Here is a 15,819-nt window from a genome sequence, read left to right on the forward strand (position 1 = left end):
TCCGGGGCGACACACTGCACGCGGGCACAACGTTACTTTACAAAAAAGAGTACAAAGCAATTGACTGCCTTATACCTACTGCCAGCCGGCAGTGCAAGATTGTAACATGCCATACCTGCGCCTTTTGCTGTTCTGCTTTGCGGTGCTGGCACCTGCCCTGCTTTGGGCACAGGAGCCCCGGCAACCTGTGCGCCTCGAGCTGCCTTACGATTACGAAACCAGCCATGTAGAGGTGATGGCCCTGCCCGACAGCAGCCTGCTGGTCTACAGCCGCAAGTCCGACACATGGGCCAAGAGCCCTGATTTTGTTCTCGAGAAGTACGACGCAAAACTGGAGCCGGTCTGGAAGAGCAAACTGGACCTGAAGTCTGAGTACGAGCTGGTACGCCACTACACGGAGGCTCCCTATACCTACCTCATCTTTCAGGCAGCAAAACCTACGCTCTATACCTTCGTGCGACTTCACATGGGCAACGGCAGCATCAGCCAAAGCGAGATTGAGCTCGATAAGGTGGAGTATATCTACGAGTTCAACGTGCTGCGTGGCAACCACTTCCTGATCACGGGCAACAGTTACGACACCAAGCCCAACCTGCTATACCTGAATCCTGCAAAGCCGCAGCCTACGATCCTGCCGGCCCTTTATGGCGAGGAGTCCTCTTTTTCTGACCTGCATACCGACCACGTGCATGGGCGCGTCGATGTGGTGCTGGTCGAGACGAATCGTAGAATCTCCCGCCTGCAGGTGAAAAGCTTTGACCAGAATGGCCAGTTGCAGCACAACTACTTTATTCTGCAGCCACAGGCCCGCAGCCTGCTCAACGCCGAGATCACGCCCGGCGACACGCTCTCCCGCATGCTCATCGGCACTTACGGCGCACGCGATCTGCGCTATGTACAGGGCTTTTTTACGTCGCCGGTGGCTTTTAAAATAGTGGAGGGTGAGTTCTACTCGCTGCTCGATTTGCAGAACTTCTTTAAATACATGAAGCCGCGTCGCGAAGAGCGCACACGCAAGCGGGAGCTTGCCCGCATTGCCGAAGGCCGAGAACCTTTGCAGCGCTACCGCATGCTCCTGCACGACCTCATCGAGACTCGCAACGGCTATGTGCTGGCAGCAGAGATATACTTCCCTCAGTACCGCGGCGGTGGCGCACTCGATAACCGCGTCCGAGGGCTGGACCGGGAGCCCCAGGCCTACAAACGTACACACGCAATCGCCCTGGGCTTCGATACCGATGGCGTACTACTCTGGGACAATGCCTTCCCGCTGCCCGATGTGGTCACCTCCACCCTGGTGCATGCCGTGGAGGTCGCCGCCCTGCCAGACGGGCGTGTGGTGATGGCTTACCCCGACAGGGAAAAAATCTTCTACCGCCAAATGGTGCACAATCAGTTTAACGCGGAGGAAACCTCCATTGAGCTTCTGCCCTACGAAAAAGAAGAAAAGATTCTCAGCACAGAGTTACCCGGGTTGATCCGCTGGTACGGTGCCCACTTTGCCGCCTTCGGCTATCAACGCATACGGGTACCTCATGGTCCCAACCGCACGGTGTTCTACATCAACAAGATTACTTTTTAATTGCTGATTGTTGATTGTTAGGGCTCACTAGCTGAGTTGCGGCAATACCTATTCTTCAGCGTTATGCGTCCTTCGCTATACCTTCTTGAAGTTGTCTTCTATCTGCTTCAGAAAAATACATTCACCAATTCAACCATTTAGCTACTCAACAATAACAACCAACAATTTAGCAATTCAACCACCCAACAATTTAACAATTCAACCGAACATCCTATATTTGCAACCAAGACCCCCAGGCCATGCAGAAAAGACTCATCGTTAACCACCAGTTGCTCGAGATCATGGTGATGCGCCTTTGCCACCAGCTCATCGAGAACCATGGCGACTTTTCTGATTCTGTCATCATTGGTTTGCAGCCCCGTGGCCGCCAGGTGGCACAGCGCATCCAAAGCACACTGAAAGCTATTTTGGGCACCACCGTTCCAACCGGCTACCTCGACACCACCTTCCACCGCGACGATTTCAGGAGAAGGGAAACGCCGCTGGCCGCCAACGCCACACACATCGATTTTTTGATCGAAGGCAAAAAAGTGATCTTAGCAGATGACGTGCTCTATACCGGTCGCTCGGTGAGGGCCGCCATGGATGCCATGATCTCTTTTGGGCGACCGGCTAATGTAGAACTGCTGGTGCTCATAGACCGCCTCTACAGCCGCCATCTGCCTATAGAGCCTACCTATGTGGGACGGCGTGTCAACTCGCTGCAATCGCAGCGCGTGCTGGTGGAGTGGCAAGGATCCGATACTCAAGAAGACAACATCTGGTTAGTGACCAAAATCGAAGAATAAAGCACCCATGCAAGAGCTCAGCGTCCGGCATCTACTCGGCATCAAAGACATTACAGCAGAAGACATTCAACTCATTTTCGAGACCGCTGATAACTTTAAAGATGTTCTGAACCGGCCCATCAAGAAAGTGCCCTCGCTGCGTGACATCACCATTGCCAACGTTTTCTTCGAGAATTCCACCCGTACCCGACTTTCCTTTGAACTGGCCGAGAAAAGGCTTTCTGCCGATGTGATCAATTTCTCTTCCAGCGGCAGCTCCGTGAAGAAAGGCGAAACGCTGCTCGACACGGTGAACAACATCCTGGCCATGAAAGTGGACATGATCGTGATGCGCCACTCCAGCCCGGGAGCCCCCCACTTCCTGAGCCGTCACATCGATGCCAACATCGTAAACGCCGGCGACGGTACGCACGAGCACCCTACCCAAGCCCTTCTAGATTCTTTTTCCATCCGCGAGAAACTTGGTGATGTAGCGGGCAAGAAAGTCGTGATCATTGGGGATATTCTGCACTCCCGTGTGGCGCTATCCAACATTTTCGCACTGCAAAAGCTCGGCGCTGAGGTCATGGTATGCGGCCCTGTTACGCTGCTGCCGAAGTACATCAAAGAGTTGGGTGTGAAAGTGGAGTTGGATGTGCGCAAAGCCCTGGAATGGTGCGATGTAGCCAACGTGCTGCGCATACAGCTCGAGCGCCAGCAAATGAAGTATTTCCCATCCCTTCGCGAGTATACCCTCTACTATGGCATCGACAAGAAGATGCTCGACAGCCTTGACAAGCAGATCGTGCTCATGCACCCCGGCCCGATCAACCGTGGTGTGGAACTAAGCTCCGACGCCGCCGACTCCCATCACTCTATTATCCTCAATCAGGTAGAGAATGGTGTTGCGATTCGTATGGCGGTGCTATACCTGCTCGCTTCGAAGCAGTAAATATTTATCGTTTTGGTAAAGGTTGCAGGTATAGCGGATACGCTAATGCATCGTCAGCTGCTTGCTTATGATAGTCTATGTCTATAGCGCGAGCGCGCGCTCGTGACTAGGTATAGACAAGCCTCTGGCCCGGGCATAGGTATAGATTTAGCGGGCTTTGTAGCAGCCTCTGATGCAGGTATAGCAACAATGCTGCTGCGTAGCTGGCTTTTTGCCCTGGCCGGGCGGGCCTTACTTTTTTACTTGATGAAAAGAAAGAGGGCCCATACCCCCGGGAGGTTAAGCTTATGCTACTCGCTACCAGAATCCTTACAGGATGACAAAAGAGATAGAGTGAATCAGCCTTGTATTTATGACAATCGTGTATGAAAATACTGTCAATATTTAGTTCTTGAAATCATGATTCCGACAAACAAAAAGGCCCCGCAGATTGCTCTGCGGGGCCTTTTAGCATTTAACCTTATCGGTTAGGGAATGTTACTCCAGATTCAGTTGCATATCCGGCGTGTTCATCTCGAATCCGACACGTCGGTTCTGAGCACGGGCTGCAGCAGTTCTGGCTTTAGAAAGTCTTGTATTCACCTGTACAAGTGGCTGCGTCTCGCCGTAACCTCTTGTCACCAAACGGTCAGGGTTTTGAACACCACGCTGGATCAGGTAATCCTTCACAGCTTGTGCTCTTTGCTCAGACAGTGCCTGGTTGTACTCTTCTGAACCAATGTGGTCAGCGTGACCTTTGATCAACAGTACGTGGTCAGGGTATTTCTCAAGAGCTACCACGATGCTGTCAAGCAGCTGACGGTAACCGTCCTGTACGCGAGCCTGGTCAAACTCAAAGCGAACTTTCTCTTCGATCAGTTTCTTCGTACGGGCATCCAGCTCAGGGCAACCTTTTGTTTCGGCAGTACCAGCAGAGTTAGGGCAAAGGTCTTCGTTATCCGGAACACCGTCGCCGTCAGAGTCAACTGGGCAACCATCGGCACCTACTTGTACACCGCGTGGTGTGTCAGGGCACTTGTCGTCTTTGTCAGCTACGCCGTCACCGTCGCTATCTGGGCAACCTTGAGTGGCAGCAGTACCTGGCTCGTCAGGGCACTGGTCGTCTTTGTCAGCTACACCATCACCGTCGCGGTCAGGGCAACCACCCAGGTTCGCTACGCCAGCCTCAGTTGGGCACTCGTCCTGATAATCCGGAACGCCGTCACCGTCTGTGTCGATTGGGCAACCGTCTTTGTCAACCTGCACGCCAGTTGGAGTGTCTGGGCACTTGTCTCTTCTATCCGGAACACCGTCAGCGTCAGTGTCTTTGCCTTTACCCAGGTTAAAGCCAAGGCCGATGTTGTGCTGCAGGAAGCGGTCGTTGATGTTCGACTCGATGTTGTCGTACTTGTCGTTGCTTGTGAAGTGAGCTCTAGACTCAATGAACAGGCTCACGTTGTCAGAGAATCTGAAACGGATACCGGCACCGCCAAACACAGCACCTGCCACAAAGTTTTCGTCATAAGCACCTGTTGGAGAAACACCCTCTGGTCTTACGAAGTGAGCACCGCCACCTACTGACAGGTATGGGCCGATAAAGGCATCCTCTTTCAAGATGTTGCCATACATTTTCAGTCTCAGTCCAACCAGGGCCATGCCGATTTTGGAATCCATAGAGGAACCAAATCTGCTGAACTCAGAGTTGCCGTAGCTCAGGTGCAGGCCAGCGTCGAAAGACGGGCTCAGGTATTGGTTCAGCGATACGCCGCCTCCCCAGCCCATTTTGTCTTTCCACCAGTTATTACCCAAATCACCTTTATATTGGAGCGCACTTCCATAGATCTGGAGGTTTGTCCGTTGGTCAGCGTTTTGCGCAAGCACAGCTGTGTTGGCAGACAGCAGGAATACAAGAGCAAAAGCAGTTGTAAATAATTTAGTCAGAGTTTTTCGCATAATTTTAAAAAGTATATTTTGATATGACAATACGTACATATTTTCACGTAAGTTTTTTTATATTTCTATAAAAAAACAGACAGAACGTATATTTCGATACGTTAGGCGGGTAGTCGTTGCATTGTTGTAGGTTTTATCCATAAGCAAAAGCATTTTGTTAATGTATAATAAAATGGCCTTGACAGCTTAAATCCTAAATCTACTCAGATGCGCCATTTGCACTGCTTTACCTGCTTCTCGCAAATTGGCATCACTATGGTTCAACCCGTTTTACGAATCGTGGGTTGTGTGCTCAACATTATTTAATGCAAAGCATCTGTTTTTTAACGTAAATACAATAAAAAAGGCTGCAAGTAGTTATATGTAAACCCTTGCTATGCACGCGCTTAGCGTTTTTGCATCAGCCTCTCAATATCATCTGCCTCCAGCGGAATATTCTTCATCAGATCTATCGGTCCGCTGCGCGTCACCAGAATATCGTTCTCCAACCGCACGCCTATACCTTCTTCTCTTATATAGATACCCGGCTCGCAGGTAAACACCATTCCTTCCTCAAAAGAGCGGTATTTGCTGCCTACATCGTGCACATCGAGGCCCAAATGGTGCGAGGTGCCGTGCATAAAGTATTTCTTGTATAGCGGGTTGTCCGGGTCCTGGTTGCGTACATCACCTGCGTCGAGCAAGCCAAGTCCGATCAGTTCGTTCTCCATCACGGTGCCCACAAACTTATGGTACTGGTCGAGTGAGTTCCCAGGCACCAGCATCTGCGTAGCGGCTTTCATCACGCGCAGCACCGCCTCGTATACCTCGCGCTGGCGCTTGGTAAACTTGCCATTCACGGGCACGGTGCGGGTCATGTCGGCAGCGTAGTTCGCGTATTCTGCCCCAACATCCAGCAGCAGCAGGTCGCCGTCCTTGCACTCGCGGCTATTGTCGGTGTAGTGCAGAATGCAGGCATTTGCTCCAGAGGCAATGATCGGGCTGTAGGCCGGTCCGCGCGAGCGGTTGCGTATAAATTCGTGGCAAAGCTCCGCCTCCACTTCGTACTCCATCACGCCAGGCTGAATGAATTGCAACAGTCTGCGGAAACCCAACTCGGTGATATCGCACGCTCTGCGAAGAAGCTCTATTTCTTTTTCGGATTTGATGGCACGCAGGTGGTGCATGATGGGCGCACTGCGCTCGTAGCGGTGCAGCGGGTATACCTCCTGGCACCATTTAATGAAGCGGGCATCGCGGGTTTCTACCTCCACCACGGCGCGCAGGTGCTCGTTGGTGTTCAGGTATACGTGCTCGGCCTCAGCCATCAGGCTGTTGAAGACCTGCTTAAAATCTTTCAGCCACAGAACCGTGGCTATACCTGAGGTTTCGCGCGCCTGCTCTTTGGTAAGTTTATACCCTTCCCATACCAGAATATGCTCGTTCGACTCGCGCACAAACAGCACTTCCTTCATGCGCTCGTCGCGTGCGTCCGGGAAAAGCAATAGAATGCTTTCCTCCTGGTCTACTCCTGAAAGATAGAAGAGGTCGCTGTTTTGACGGAACGCCATGGTGCCATCCGCATTGGTTGGCATCACATCATTAGAATGAAAAACAGCAAGAGAACAAGGCTTGAGCTGCCGCACAAAATTGCGCCTGTTATGGCAGAACAGCTCCTTGTCGATGGGCTGGTATTTCATAGTTTTGTAGGTATAGTAGCTAGGTGCAGCGGTCCATCCGATTTTTAGTCTGGCTGAACTTGCACCGCAAAGGTAGTACTTTTATCTTTAGTGCAAACACTTCTATAGAAAAAACCTAATATAACAGGCGCCCCAAACTTATCTTATTCCTTTCCTTACCGGCCCATAACCATCTCCTTAAACCACTTATAATGTGCGGGTAGCGAGCACATCCAGCAGCTGTATCGTTTGTATCTCTTTTGCACATTTAAAATGACCTTCCGGGCATGATTTATACCCGTGCAAGCCACAGGGGCGGCAGTAAAGTGGCTCTGTTCTTTCCACAACGGCAGCGAAGGCAGCCAGCGGTCCGAAGCCAAAACGCGGTACCGTGGAGCAGAAAATGGCGCAAGTGGGCGCGTCGAGCGCGGAGGCCAGGTGCATGGGCCCGGAATCGTTCACGTAGTTTAGCACGGCATCGCGCATCAGGGCCGCCGACTGCAGCAGGTTCAGTTGCCCGCAAAGGTTTTCTACCTGCAGGTTTTTGGTTTTGCCAATGATTTCCTCGCAGTGGGCTTTATCGGCCGGCGCCCCAAGCAGGTATACGGTGTACCTGGCATCCAGCTGATCGAGCAGCTCCACCCATTGCTCTAACGGGTACTGCTTGGTATACCACACCGAGGTAGGCGCCATGCAAATAAAAGGCTGCTGCTTCAGCGGCTGTACTTTGGCAAAATCCTCTGAAGATGGGTATAGCCTGGGTTTGGCGGGCTGCGCATCGGTTAGGCTGGCGATAAGCAAATGGTTTCGCTCCACCTCATGGGTGCCGGAATTCACGTCGTGGGTATAGCGCCGGGTGAAGAAGCGGGAAAACGGGTTTTTGTCGAAGCCAACTGTCTCCCTGGCACCGGAGAGCGCAGTGAGTATACCGGTGCCGCCAAAGCGCTGCAGGTTCACGACCAGGTCGTAGCGCTCCTGCCGTATCTGACGGAGCAGTTGCATCAGACTTTTATACTTACCATCCTGCTTGTTCCAGATCAAAACCTGGCGCAGCAGCGGGTGCCCCTTCAGCAGCGATTCGTTGCCCTTGCGGAGCAAAAAGTCGAGCTGTGCCTCTGGGTAGTGCGCGTGCATTTTCTCCACCAGCCCCGTTGCCAGCACCACATCGCCCAGAAAGGCAGTCTGTATGATCAGGATCTTTTTCATCAGGTATAAGCTGCCGCAAAGCTACGCCAATGCAGCAAGACTTGAAAGTAAACAAGGGGCAGGTATAGGCCGGCTCCCTCTTTCACGGAAAAGAACAAAAAAATTTTTCTTCTTAGCGGCAGGAGCGTTAGTTTAGCACTTCTTTTAGCCACGCATACCTGTATGAAAGCACTATTACACTCTTCTAAAATCCTGACAGCTGCTCTCCTATTCCTTACTACAGGCTGCGTGTCTACTTACATGCCCAACGTACCGAACGTGCCCATGTTCACCGAAAAAGGCGAACTGAGCGCAGGCGGGCATATCACGCCAAAAGGCAACATCACGTTTAACACCGCCTATGCCGTTACCGACAAGATTGGGGTAATGCTGAACGGCTCCATGCTGAACCAGGAACGCAAGAAGCGCGACTTTCGCCATAATTTGATTGAAGCGGGCGCGGGCTATTTCACCACATTCGGCCCAAACCAGAACCGGATATTGGAGATCTATGGCGGCTTTGGGGGTGGCAGCAGTGACCGCACCGAGAAGGAGGAAAAAGAAGGCGTGATGACGTCTACCCGCCGTGAGGCCGGCTTTAGTAAATATTTTACGCAGGTTAACTTCAGCTCCAAAAAGAAGAAATCGCTGCGGCTGCTGGGCAACGAGTTTCCGCTCAATTACGGCACCGCCCTGCGCCTGAGCTACGTGAACATGAACAAGCACCTGCTGAATGGGGTGGAACAACCCAACGAAGACAACATCTTCCTGGAGCCGATCTTCTATACCCGCATGACGCTCAGCCCTTCGGTGCAGCTGCAGTACACCAGTGGCAGCAACTTTGGGCTTCGCAACCGCAAGGCCCTTACAGCGGGCTATTCCGTTTTTTCGCTGGGCTTCGTCATCAATGTGGGCGGCCGCAACCTCGACCGCTAACATTCGGCAGGCAATCGGCCCATTCTGGCACTTTTTGCGTATCTTTGCAGGCTAATTGCGAACTGAATGCTTGATTATCATATTCATACATTGCCGAACGGTATTAGAATCGTTCACAAACAAGTACTACACACCAAAATAGCGCACAGCGGCTTTATCCTGGACCTGGGCAGCCGCGATGAGCAGCCCGACCAACTGGGCCTGGCCCACTTCTGGGAGCACATGGCCTTTAAAGGCACTGCCAAGCGCAAGTCTTTCCATATCCTCAACCGGCTGGAGTCGGTGGGCGGCGAGCTCAACGCTTATACCACCAAAGAAAAGCTTTGCTTTTACAGCTCCGTGCTCGACAAGCACTTTGAGAAATCCTTTGAGTTACTCACTGATATCACGTTCCATTCCATCTTTCCTGAAAGAGAAATCGAGAAAGAGCGCGGCGTGATACTCGAGGAGATGGCCATGTACCTGGATACACCAGAGGAGGCAATAGTGGATGAGTTTGACAACGTGGTATTCGACTCTCACCCGCTGGGCAACAACATTCTGGGCACAAAGGAGAGCGTATCTGGTTTCAAAAAGGACGATTTTCAGCGTTTTATCAAAGACAACCTGAGTACCGAAGCTTTGGTTTTTTGCTCGGTGAGCAACCTGCCTTTTGAGAAAGTGCTGAAACTGGCTGAAAAGTACCTGGCTGACATCCCGACTATCAGCAAACCCCGTCAGCGTGTTGCCTTTGAGACCTACATCCCGAAAACGGTGACTTTTGAGAAGCCGATCTCACAGGCGCACTGCGTCATTGGCTGTCCGGCCTATGCCCTCAACGACGACCGTCGCATTCCTTTCTTCATGCTAGTGAATTTGCTGGGTGGTCCGGGCATGAACTCGCGCCTGAACCTGGCCGTTCGCGAAAAGCACGGCCTGGTGTATACCATCGACGCCAACTACGCCACCTACATCGACACGGGTTTGCTTTCCATTTATTTTGGCACAGAGAAGAAGCAACTAAAGCGCACTACTTCGCTGGTGCTGAAAGAGCTGAAGAAGCTGCGCGAAAAACAATTGGGCTCGTTGCAGTTGCATACCGCCAAGGAGCAGCTGATGGGTCAGCTGGCCATGGCCGAAGAAAGTAACATGGGCCTGATGATGATGATGGGTAAGAGTATCCTCGACCAGGGCCACATCGACACCCTGAACGAGATCTTTGACCAAATCAAAAACACAACTGCCCAGGACCTGATCGATATTGCCAACGATGTGCTAGCCGAAGAAAAGCTAAGTTTTCTGAATTACGTACCTAATTAATTGCTGATTGTTTATCGTTGATTGTTTTGGGGTTCATCAAACAGTCAAACCGCAACATAAGTAGTCAATAATAAACAATTAATAATCATCAATTAACAATTCTTGACATGGAATTCCTGGACGAAGAACTACAGCAATACGCAGAGGACCATACCTCGCCGGAATCGGAGCTGCTGCATAAAGTAAACCGACAGACGCACCTGAACGTGATGAAGCCACGCATGCTGTCAGGTCACCTGCAGGGCCGTCTGCTTTCCATGTTTTCGCACATGATCCGGCCGAAGCAGATTCTGGAAGTGGGCACCTATACCGGCTACTCGGCCCTTTGCCTGGCGGAGGGTCTGCAAGAGGACGGCACGCTGCACACCATCGACATCAACGAGGAACTCGAAGACACGGTGCGGGGCTATATAAAAGAGGCAGGTCTGAGCGAGAGCGTAAAATACTACATTGGCAATGCGCTGGAGATCATCCCTACCATCGACGCTACCTTTGATCTGGTGTTCATCGATGCCGACAAGTATAACTATGCTACTTATTATGACATGGTGATTGACCGGGTGCGCTCGGGCGGCTATATTATTGCCGACAATGTGCTGTGGAGCGGCAAAGTGCTGGCCAAGTACCGCAAAAAACTCGATGAAGACACGGCCGCACTACTGGATTTCAATAAAAAAGTACAGGACGACCCGAGGGTTGAGAACATCTTGCTGCCTGTAAGGGATGGGCTGATGGTTGCCCGAAAAAAATAAAAGAAAAGGTGGTAGCGATACCACCTTTTTTATTTACGCTCAGGTATAGCATCTTCATTCAGGTATAGCGCTACAGCCAAAAGCGCTTCTTATCTGACATTAAGGTAAAGTCAGCAATCATTCGCCGGATCCGCGGCGGGCTTACTTATCCACAGTAAAAAATTTCTATAAAATAACTTCGTTCTAGGTTTTAGAATGCGGGGTAATTTGCGTTATTTTTGCAAGTGTATCCCTATATAGGGAACGTTCTATACCTGAATGAGTTATCCACAGCTGTTTCAACATATACTGTAGCTCTTTTGTGGATAGCTGCGCTTACTTTACCTGTTTACCTTTATGAAGAAACCGTTACCATTCCTGCTGCTACTGCTTCTGCCACTGCTTGCTATGGCACAAACTGTCACTGTGCCCCACAACCTGTATTTCGGTGACATCCACCTGCGCATTTCGCCCAGAGCGCAGGAAGAGATCCAGAAAAAAGTGGATGCCCTGCACCGTAGCCCAAAGTATTTTCAGATGAAGGTAGAACTGGCTGATGCCTATTTCCCGCTGATTGAGCGTACGTTTCAGGAAGAAGGCGTGCCGGATGATTTCAAGTACCTGGCCCTGCAGGAAAGCGGCCTGCGTGGCGATGCCGTGTCTACCTCCAATGCGGTGGGCTACTGGCAATTCAAAAAGGAAGCGGCGCTGGACTTTAACCTGCGCATGGACAACATCGTAGACGAGCGCCGTCACATTGTGGAAGCAAGCCGTGGTGCTGCCCGTTATTTCAAGCGCAGCAATAACTATTACAACAACTGGTTCAATGCGCTGCTATCGTATTACCATGGCTACTCCGGTGCCAAGGCCTATACCAAAGAATCCGACAAGGGCAGCAAGAAAATGGACATCACCGAGAAGTCCGACCCTTACCTGCTGACGTTCCTGGCGCACAAAGTGGCCTACGACAACTTTATCGGAAAGAGCGCACCGCCTGCCGTATCACTGCGTGAGTTGCGTGCCACACCAGGCCAAAGCCTGGCCGATATAGCCCTGGCTTACGAAACCGACCCTTCCGAACTCGAAAAATACAACAAGTGGCTGCTGGGCAGCACCATACCTGCCGATAAGGACTATTATGTAATGCTACCTGTTCGGCACAAAACTGAGCCAGGCGTTGTAGCATCGACAGAGCCGGTTCGCACCACACCTGCCCGCCAAACAGCGGCTTTACCAGCGGCTGGCAGCATCATCAAGCGAAATAACCTGAACGCCATTGTAGCCGGCAAAGGCGACACCAAAGATAAACTCGCCCTGAAGGCCGGCATTACCACGCGCAAACTCCTGCGCTTTAACGACATGCGCGACTTCGACAGGTTCGAGGAAGGCGAGGCCTATTACATCGAGGCAAAACGCCTGAACGCTGACAAAGAATACCACGTGGTACAGCACGGCGAGACCATGCAGGAGATCGCACAGTTGTATGGCATCCGGCTGGACTATCTCCAGTTTAAAAACCGCATGAAACGTGCTGAAGTACCAGTGCCGGGTCGTGTGCTCTGGCTGCAGAAGCGCCGCCCTGCCAAAGTTGCCATCGAGGTGCGCGAGTTGAAACCTGCGCCAGGTACCGAGAAGCCAGCTGCTACAGCGCAGAAAAAAGCTGCTGAAACCACCTCAATAGCAAAATCGACCACAACAGAGCCGACTGCCCAGCAAGACGATTTCCTCGCTCGCTTTAAAAAGAGCTGGAACAAAGTGAAAGGCCAGCCAGCAGAAACCGGGGAAAGAGAAACGAAAACGGTGGCTACAACAAGTCAGGAGGAAGAAACGGCCAGCGCTGCCATACCTGCCAAGGAAGCTGAACAAGGTATAGCCCTGGAAGAAGAGCCGATAAAGGTGGCTGCCACCCCGAAAACCGAGACGCCACCTGCCCCTGTTATGAAGCAGGCGGAGCAAGAGGTAAAAGTCAAAGAACAGAAAGCAGCAAAGCCAGTGGTTACTGAAAAGCAAAAAAGCACGGCTTTATACCCTGGCAAGCAAGTGCAGGATACCACGCAACAAAAAGCGATAGTTGAAGAGGCCGAGGTTGAAGCGACCGAAGAGGAAAATGCCGAATGGGCCGTAGGGCTGAGCGAAGACGTGTTTGTGGGCTTCTCTGGAGGCGAGGAGGAAGAAACAGCTGAGGTGTTTGAAGAGGCGAAAACAGTGGAAACTGTTGCCACAGAGCGCGCTGTCATTAAACCTGCTGTCACTAAGACTGCACCTGCGAAAGCAGCACCTACTAAACCGGCAGCGGCTAAAACACCGCAGGCCAGTACAGTCGCTCAGGAAAACTCGGCTCCAACTGCCAAACCTGCGCGCCACATTGTGAAGCAGGGCGAGTCACTTTGGGGTATCTCCAGGCTGTATGCCGTAACCGTAAACGACATCACGACCTGGAACAACCTCGGGGATGCACCGATCAAGATTGGCCAGGAGCTCATTATTGCAGAGCCACAAACGCTGCCTTCGGAAGCCGACCGCACCTCCGAAACTGCAACACCTGCTTCAGCCGAAAAAACCGAAGTGCACACCGTAGCAGCCGGAGAGTCGCTATACCTACTGTCGCGCAAGTACAACGTGACAGTAAATGAGCTGAAAGCCTGGAATAACCTGCGCAGCACCGCTCTTTCCATTGGTCAGGAGCTGCGTGTAAGTGCGCCGGCCGGTCAGGAAGTGAACAACGAGGACCTGGAGGAAGCTCCTGCTGAAGATTTCAAAGGCACCAGCACCCAGCACACAGTGGTATCGGGTGAGAGTCTCTATCAGATTTCCCGCAAGTATGGCGTTACCATCAAAGACATCATGGAGTGGAACAACAAATCGGACTTCAATGTGAAGCCTGGCGACAAGCTGATGATCCGGAAGAAGTAATATTTACAGGTATGCCCTGACAAAGGATTGTTTGACAAAAGACCATACCTACATTAATAAGAAGTGCCGGCAATTCAAGCCGGCGCTTCTTATTTTATAATATTACAGATTATTATCGCACCAAAACCAATGTTGACACAGAGCGGTTTCCCTACTCCCATCATTCCAGATTAACTCAAATGGCTCTTTATAAAAAAATGACTTAAGAATCTTTTGTCAAACAGTCCTTTGTCAAGCTGCTGTGCTACTTACCTTTTCCCCGGAGGAGCAGTCAGTTTCGTGGCGGTGCGAAGCCCGGTGGCGATTTCGGGAAGAATACCCAGGCGCTCGTAGATGGGCTGCACCATCAGGCGAAGGCGCTTCAGGTTCCAGGCAAACGGAATGACGCTGACGGCACAGAGGAATCCGCAACCCAGTAAGGTATAGGCTACCCCGATCTGCTCGGCCACTGAGCTTGCCAGAATGCTGCCCAGCGGGGCCATACCCATAAAGGCAGTCGCATACAAACTCATCACGCGCCCCCGCTTGTCATCGTCCACCAGCGTTTGCAGCAGCGTGTTGCACGATGCCATCGTCACGATCATGCCAAAGCCGGTGAACAGCATCAGCACCAGTGAGAGCCATAGAATCGTAGAGAAGGAGAAGGCAATCAGGGCCGTGCCAAACAGCGCCATCGTAAACACGATCACCTTGCCAAGACCGAGCACCGACTTTCGCTGGGCCAAAAACAGAGCACCCGACAAAGCCCCCAGTCCGGAGGCACCCATCAGGTAGCCGAGCGTGTTCGCACCGCCATGCAGTATGTCGCGGGCAAACACCGGCAGCATCACGCTAAAGGGCATACCAAATAAGCTGATCAGGCCAACAATTAAAATAAGCGTACGGATGGGTGGAAAGCCGAAAGCATAGGTAAAACCCTGCCTGAGAGAGCTCCACATATTTTCCTGTCGTTTTTCCCGCACAAAGGGATTGAGCCGCAGCGTCAGGAGTGAGGCCAGCACTGCCAGGTAGCTCACCGCATTGATCAGGATGCAGACACCCTCCCCTACCCAGGCAATCAGCACACCCGCCACCGAAGGACCGACCAGACGAGCCATGTTGAACATCGAGGAGTTGAGCGCAATGGCATTACTAACATCCTCACGCTTGTCTACCAATTGCACTACAAAGGCCTGTCGGGTAGCCACATCGAAGGCGTTGATGGTGCCGAGCACCACCATCAGCGTCATCACGTGCCATACCTGCACCGTGCCCGTTAGCACCAGCGTAGCCAGGGTACCTGCCTGCAGCATCGACAGGAATTGTGTAACCAGGAGCACATGGTGGCGATTGAACTTATCGGCCAGCACGCCGGCAAAAGGGCCCAGCAAAAAGGAAGGAATCTGGTTGGCAAACGTAACGGCTCCCAACAGGAACACCGAATCCGTAAGGCGGTAGACCAGCCAGCTGATGGCGATCTGCTGCATCCAGGTACCGATCAGCGAAACACCCTGCCCCATGAAAAATATCCGGTAATTGCGCGAGCGCAACGCCCGGAACATTCCCCCTATCTTTCCTGAATCTTCTGTTTCTGCCATGCTGTTCCTTCTTGCTATACCTGTCTGGGCACAGGCTTTATCTTACGGTGGGGCTTGCTTTTCAGGTTGTAATTATACGCTTTATTTAAGAACGGTCGCAATCAATTTACTGCTTACAAAAGGGATGAATACCTTCTGTTTTTTGTTTTAGCCCGGGGCGGTATTTCTTTTGGGCAGCCGCCCGATTTTCCGTAATTTTAACATCCCGAAAATGCCGCCTGGTATAGGAGATAGCATACCTGCGTGTCATTATTAATTAATCATTCGTCATTACTAATTCAATATAG

Annotated in this window: 11 protein-coding genes; 7 read left to right on the forward strand and 4 right to left on the reverse strand. The window is 51.8% G+C overall.

The annotated features are described in order from the left end of the window. Positions 1–106 precede the first annotated feature (106 nt). From BD749_RS08345 to BD749_RS08355, 3 genes are all read left to right on the forward strand, one after another. Positions 107–1,582: a hypothetical protein gene (locus tag BD749_RS08345; protein ID WP_101443945.1), complete on the forward strand. Its 1,476-nt coding sequence runs from the start codon at positions 107–109 to the stop codon at positions 1,580–1,582. Positions 1,583–1,821: 239 nt separating this feature from the next. Next, positions 1,822–2,370: a bifunctional pyr operon transcriptional regulator/uracil phosphoribosyltransferase PyrR gene (gene pyrR / locus BD749_RS08350; RefSeq protein WP_101443946.1), complete on the forward strand. Its 549-nt coding sequence runs from the start codon at positions 1,822–1,824 to the stop codon at positions 2,368–2,370. 7 nt (positions 2,371–2,377) lie between these two features. Then, on the forward strand, positions 2,378–3,301 hold the full coding sequence (locus tag BD749_RS08355) for an aspartate carbamoyltransferase catalytic subunit (RefSeq protein ID WP_101443947.1): 924 nt from the start codon (positions 2,378–2,380) through the stop codon (positions 3,299–3,301). Positions 3,302–3,778: 477 nt separating this feature from the next. On the opposite strand, the gene BD749_RS08360 is transcribed toward BD749_RS08355, so the two are convergent. The 3 genes from BD749_RS08360 to BD749_RS08370 all read right to left on the reverse strand — a co-directional run bounded on the left by BD749_RS08360 (position 3,779) and on the right by BD749_RS08370 (position 8,097). Beyond that, positions 3,779–5,233, reverse strand: a complete 1,455-nt coding sequence (locus BD749_RS08360) for an OmpA family protein (RefSeq protein WP_180336352.1) — start codon at positions 5,231–5,233, stop codon at positions 3,779–3,781. A gap of 386 nt (positions 5,234–5,619) precedes the next feature. Continuing rightward, positions 5,620–6,912, reverse strand: a complete 1,293-nt coding sequence (locus tag BD749_RS08365; RefSeq protein WP_101443949.1) for an aminopeptidase P N-terminal domain-containing protein — start codon at positions 6,910–6,912, stop codon at positions 5,620–5,622. A gap of 186 nt (positions 6,913–7,098) precedes the next feature. Then, positions 7,099–8,097, reverse strand: a complete 999-nt coding sequence (locus tag BD749_RS08370) for a glycosyltransferase family 9 protein (protein ID WP_101443950.1) — start codon at positions 8,095–8,097, stop codon at positions 7,099–7,101. A gap of 162 nt (positions 8,098–8,259) precedes the next feature. Between BD749_RS08370 and BD749_RS08375 the strand changes: the two genes are divergently transcribed. From BD749_RS08375 to BD749_RS08390, 4 genes are all read left to right on the forward strand, one after another. Then, positions 8,260–9,012 (forward strand): hypothetical protein, encoded by a 753-nt coding sequence (locus BD749_RS08375; protein ID WP_101443951.1) that lies wholly within the window; start codon positions 8,260–8,262, stop codon positions 9,010–9,012. Between the two features lie 66 nt (positions 9,013–9,078). Continuing rightward, positions 9,079–10,311 carry a M16 family metallopeptidase gene (locus BD749_RS08380; RefSeq protein WP_101443952.1) on the forward strand — a complete coding sequence of 411 codons (1,233 nt, stop codon included), beginning with the start codon at positions 9,079–9,081 and terminating at the stop codon, positions 10,309–10,311. A 107-nt stretch (positions 10,312–10,418) separates the two neighbouring features. Then, on the forward strand, positions 10,419–11,063 hold the full coding sequence (locus tag BD749_RS08385) for an O-methyltransferase (protein ID WP_101443953.1): 645 nt from the start codon (positions 10,419–10,421) through the stop codon (positions 11,061–11,063). Positions 11,064–11,399: 336 nt separating this feature from the next. After that, positions 11,400–13,955 (forward strand): LysM peptidoglycan-binding domain-containing protein, encoded by a 2,556-nt coding sequence (locus BD749_RS08390; RefSeq protein WP_101443954.1) that lies wholly within the window; start codon positions 11,400–11,402, stop codon positions 13,953–13,955. Positions 13,956–14,203: 248 nt separating this feature from the next. Here the strand turns inward: BD749_RS08390 and BD749_RS08395 are convergent, their stop codons facing one another. After that, positions 14,204–15,532 (reverse strand): MFS transporter, encoded by a 1,329-nt coding sequence (locus tag BD749_RS08395; protein ID WP_101443955.1) that lies wholly within the window; start codon positions 15,530–15,532, stop codon positions 14,204–14,206. Between the last annotated feature and the right edge of the window lie 287 nt (positions 15,533–15,819).

Source organism: Pontibacter ramchanderi (assembly GCF_002846395.1).
Lineage (GTDB): Bacteria > Bacteroidota > Bacteroidia > Cytophagales > Hymenobacteraceae > Pontibacter > Pontibacter ramchanderi.

What these genes read in the sequence shown, in the direction of transcription:
- BD749_RS08345 (WP_101443945.1), top strand. Translation starts at nt 107, where the DNA reads ATGCCATACCTGCGCCTTTTGCTGTTCTGCTTTGCGGTGCTGGCACCT.
- pyrR (WP_101443946.1), top strand. Translation starts at nt 1,822, where the DNA reads ATGCAGAAAAGACTCATCGTTAACCACCAGTTGCTCGAGATCATGGTG.
- BD749_RS08355 (WP_101443947.1), top strand. Translation starts at nt 2,378, where the DNA reads ATGCAAGAGCTCAGCGTCCGGCATCTACTCGGCATCAAAGACATTACA.
- BD749_RS08360 (WP_180336352.1), bottom strand. Translation starts at nt 5,233, where the DNA reads ATGCGAAAAACTCTGACTAAATTATTTACAACTGCTTTTGCTCTTGTA.
- BD749_RS08365 (WP_101443949.1), bottom strand. Translation starts at nt 6,912, where the DNA reads ATGAAATACCAGCCCATCGACAAGGAGCTGTTCTGCCATAACAGGCGC.
- BD749_RS08370 (WP_101443950.1), bottom strand. Translation starts at nt 8,097, where the DNA reads ATGAAAAAGATCCTGATCATACAGACTGCCTTTCTGGGCGATGTGGTG.
- BD749_RS08375 (WP_101443951.1), top strand. Translation starts at nt 8,260, where the DNA reads ATGAAAGCACTATTACACTCTTCTAAAATCCTGACAGCTGCTCTCCTA.
- BD749_RS08380 (WP_101443952.1), top strand. Translation starts at nt 9,079, where the DNA reads ATGCTTGATTATCATATTCATACATTGCCGAACGGTATTAGAATCGTT.
- BD749_RS08385 (WP_101443953.1), top strand. Translation starts at nt 10,419, where the DNA reads ATGGAATTCCTGGACGAAGAACTACAGCAATACGCAGAGGACCATACC.
- BD749_RS08390 (WP_101443954.1), top strand. Translation starts at nt 11,400, where the DNA reads ATGAAGAAACCGTTACCATTCCTGCTGCTACTGCTTCTGCCACTGCTT.
- BD749_RS08395 (WP_101443955.1), bottom strand. Translation starts at nt 15,532, where the DNA reads ATGGCAGAAACAGAAGATTCAGGAAAGATAGGGGGAATGTTCCGGGCG.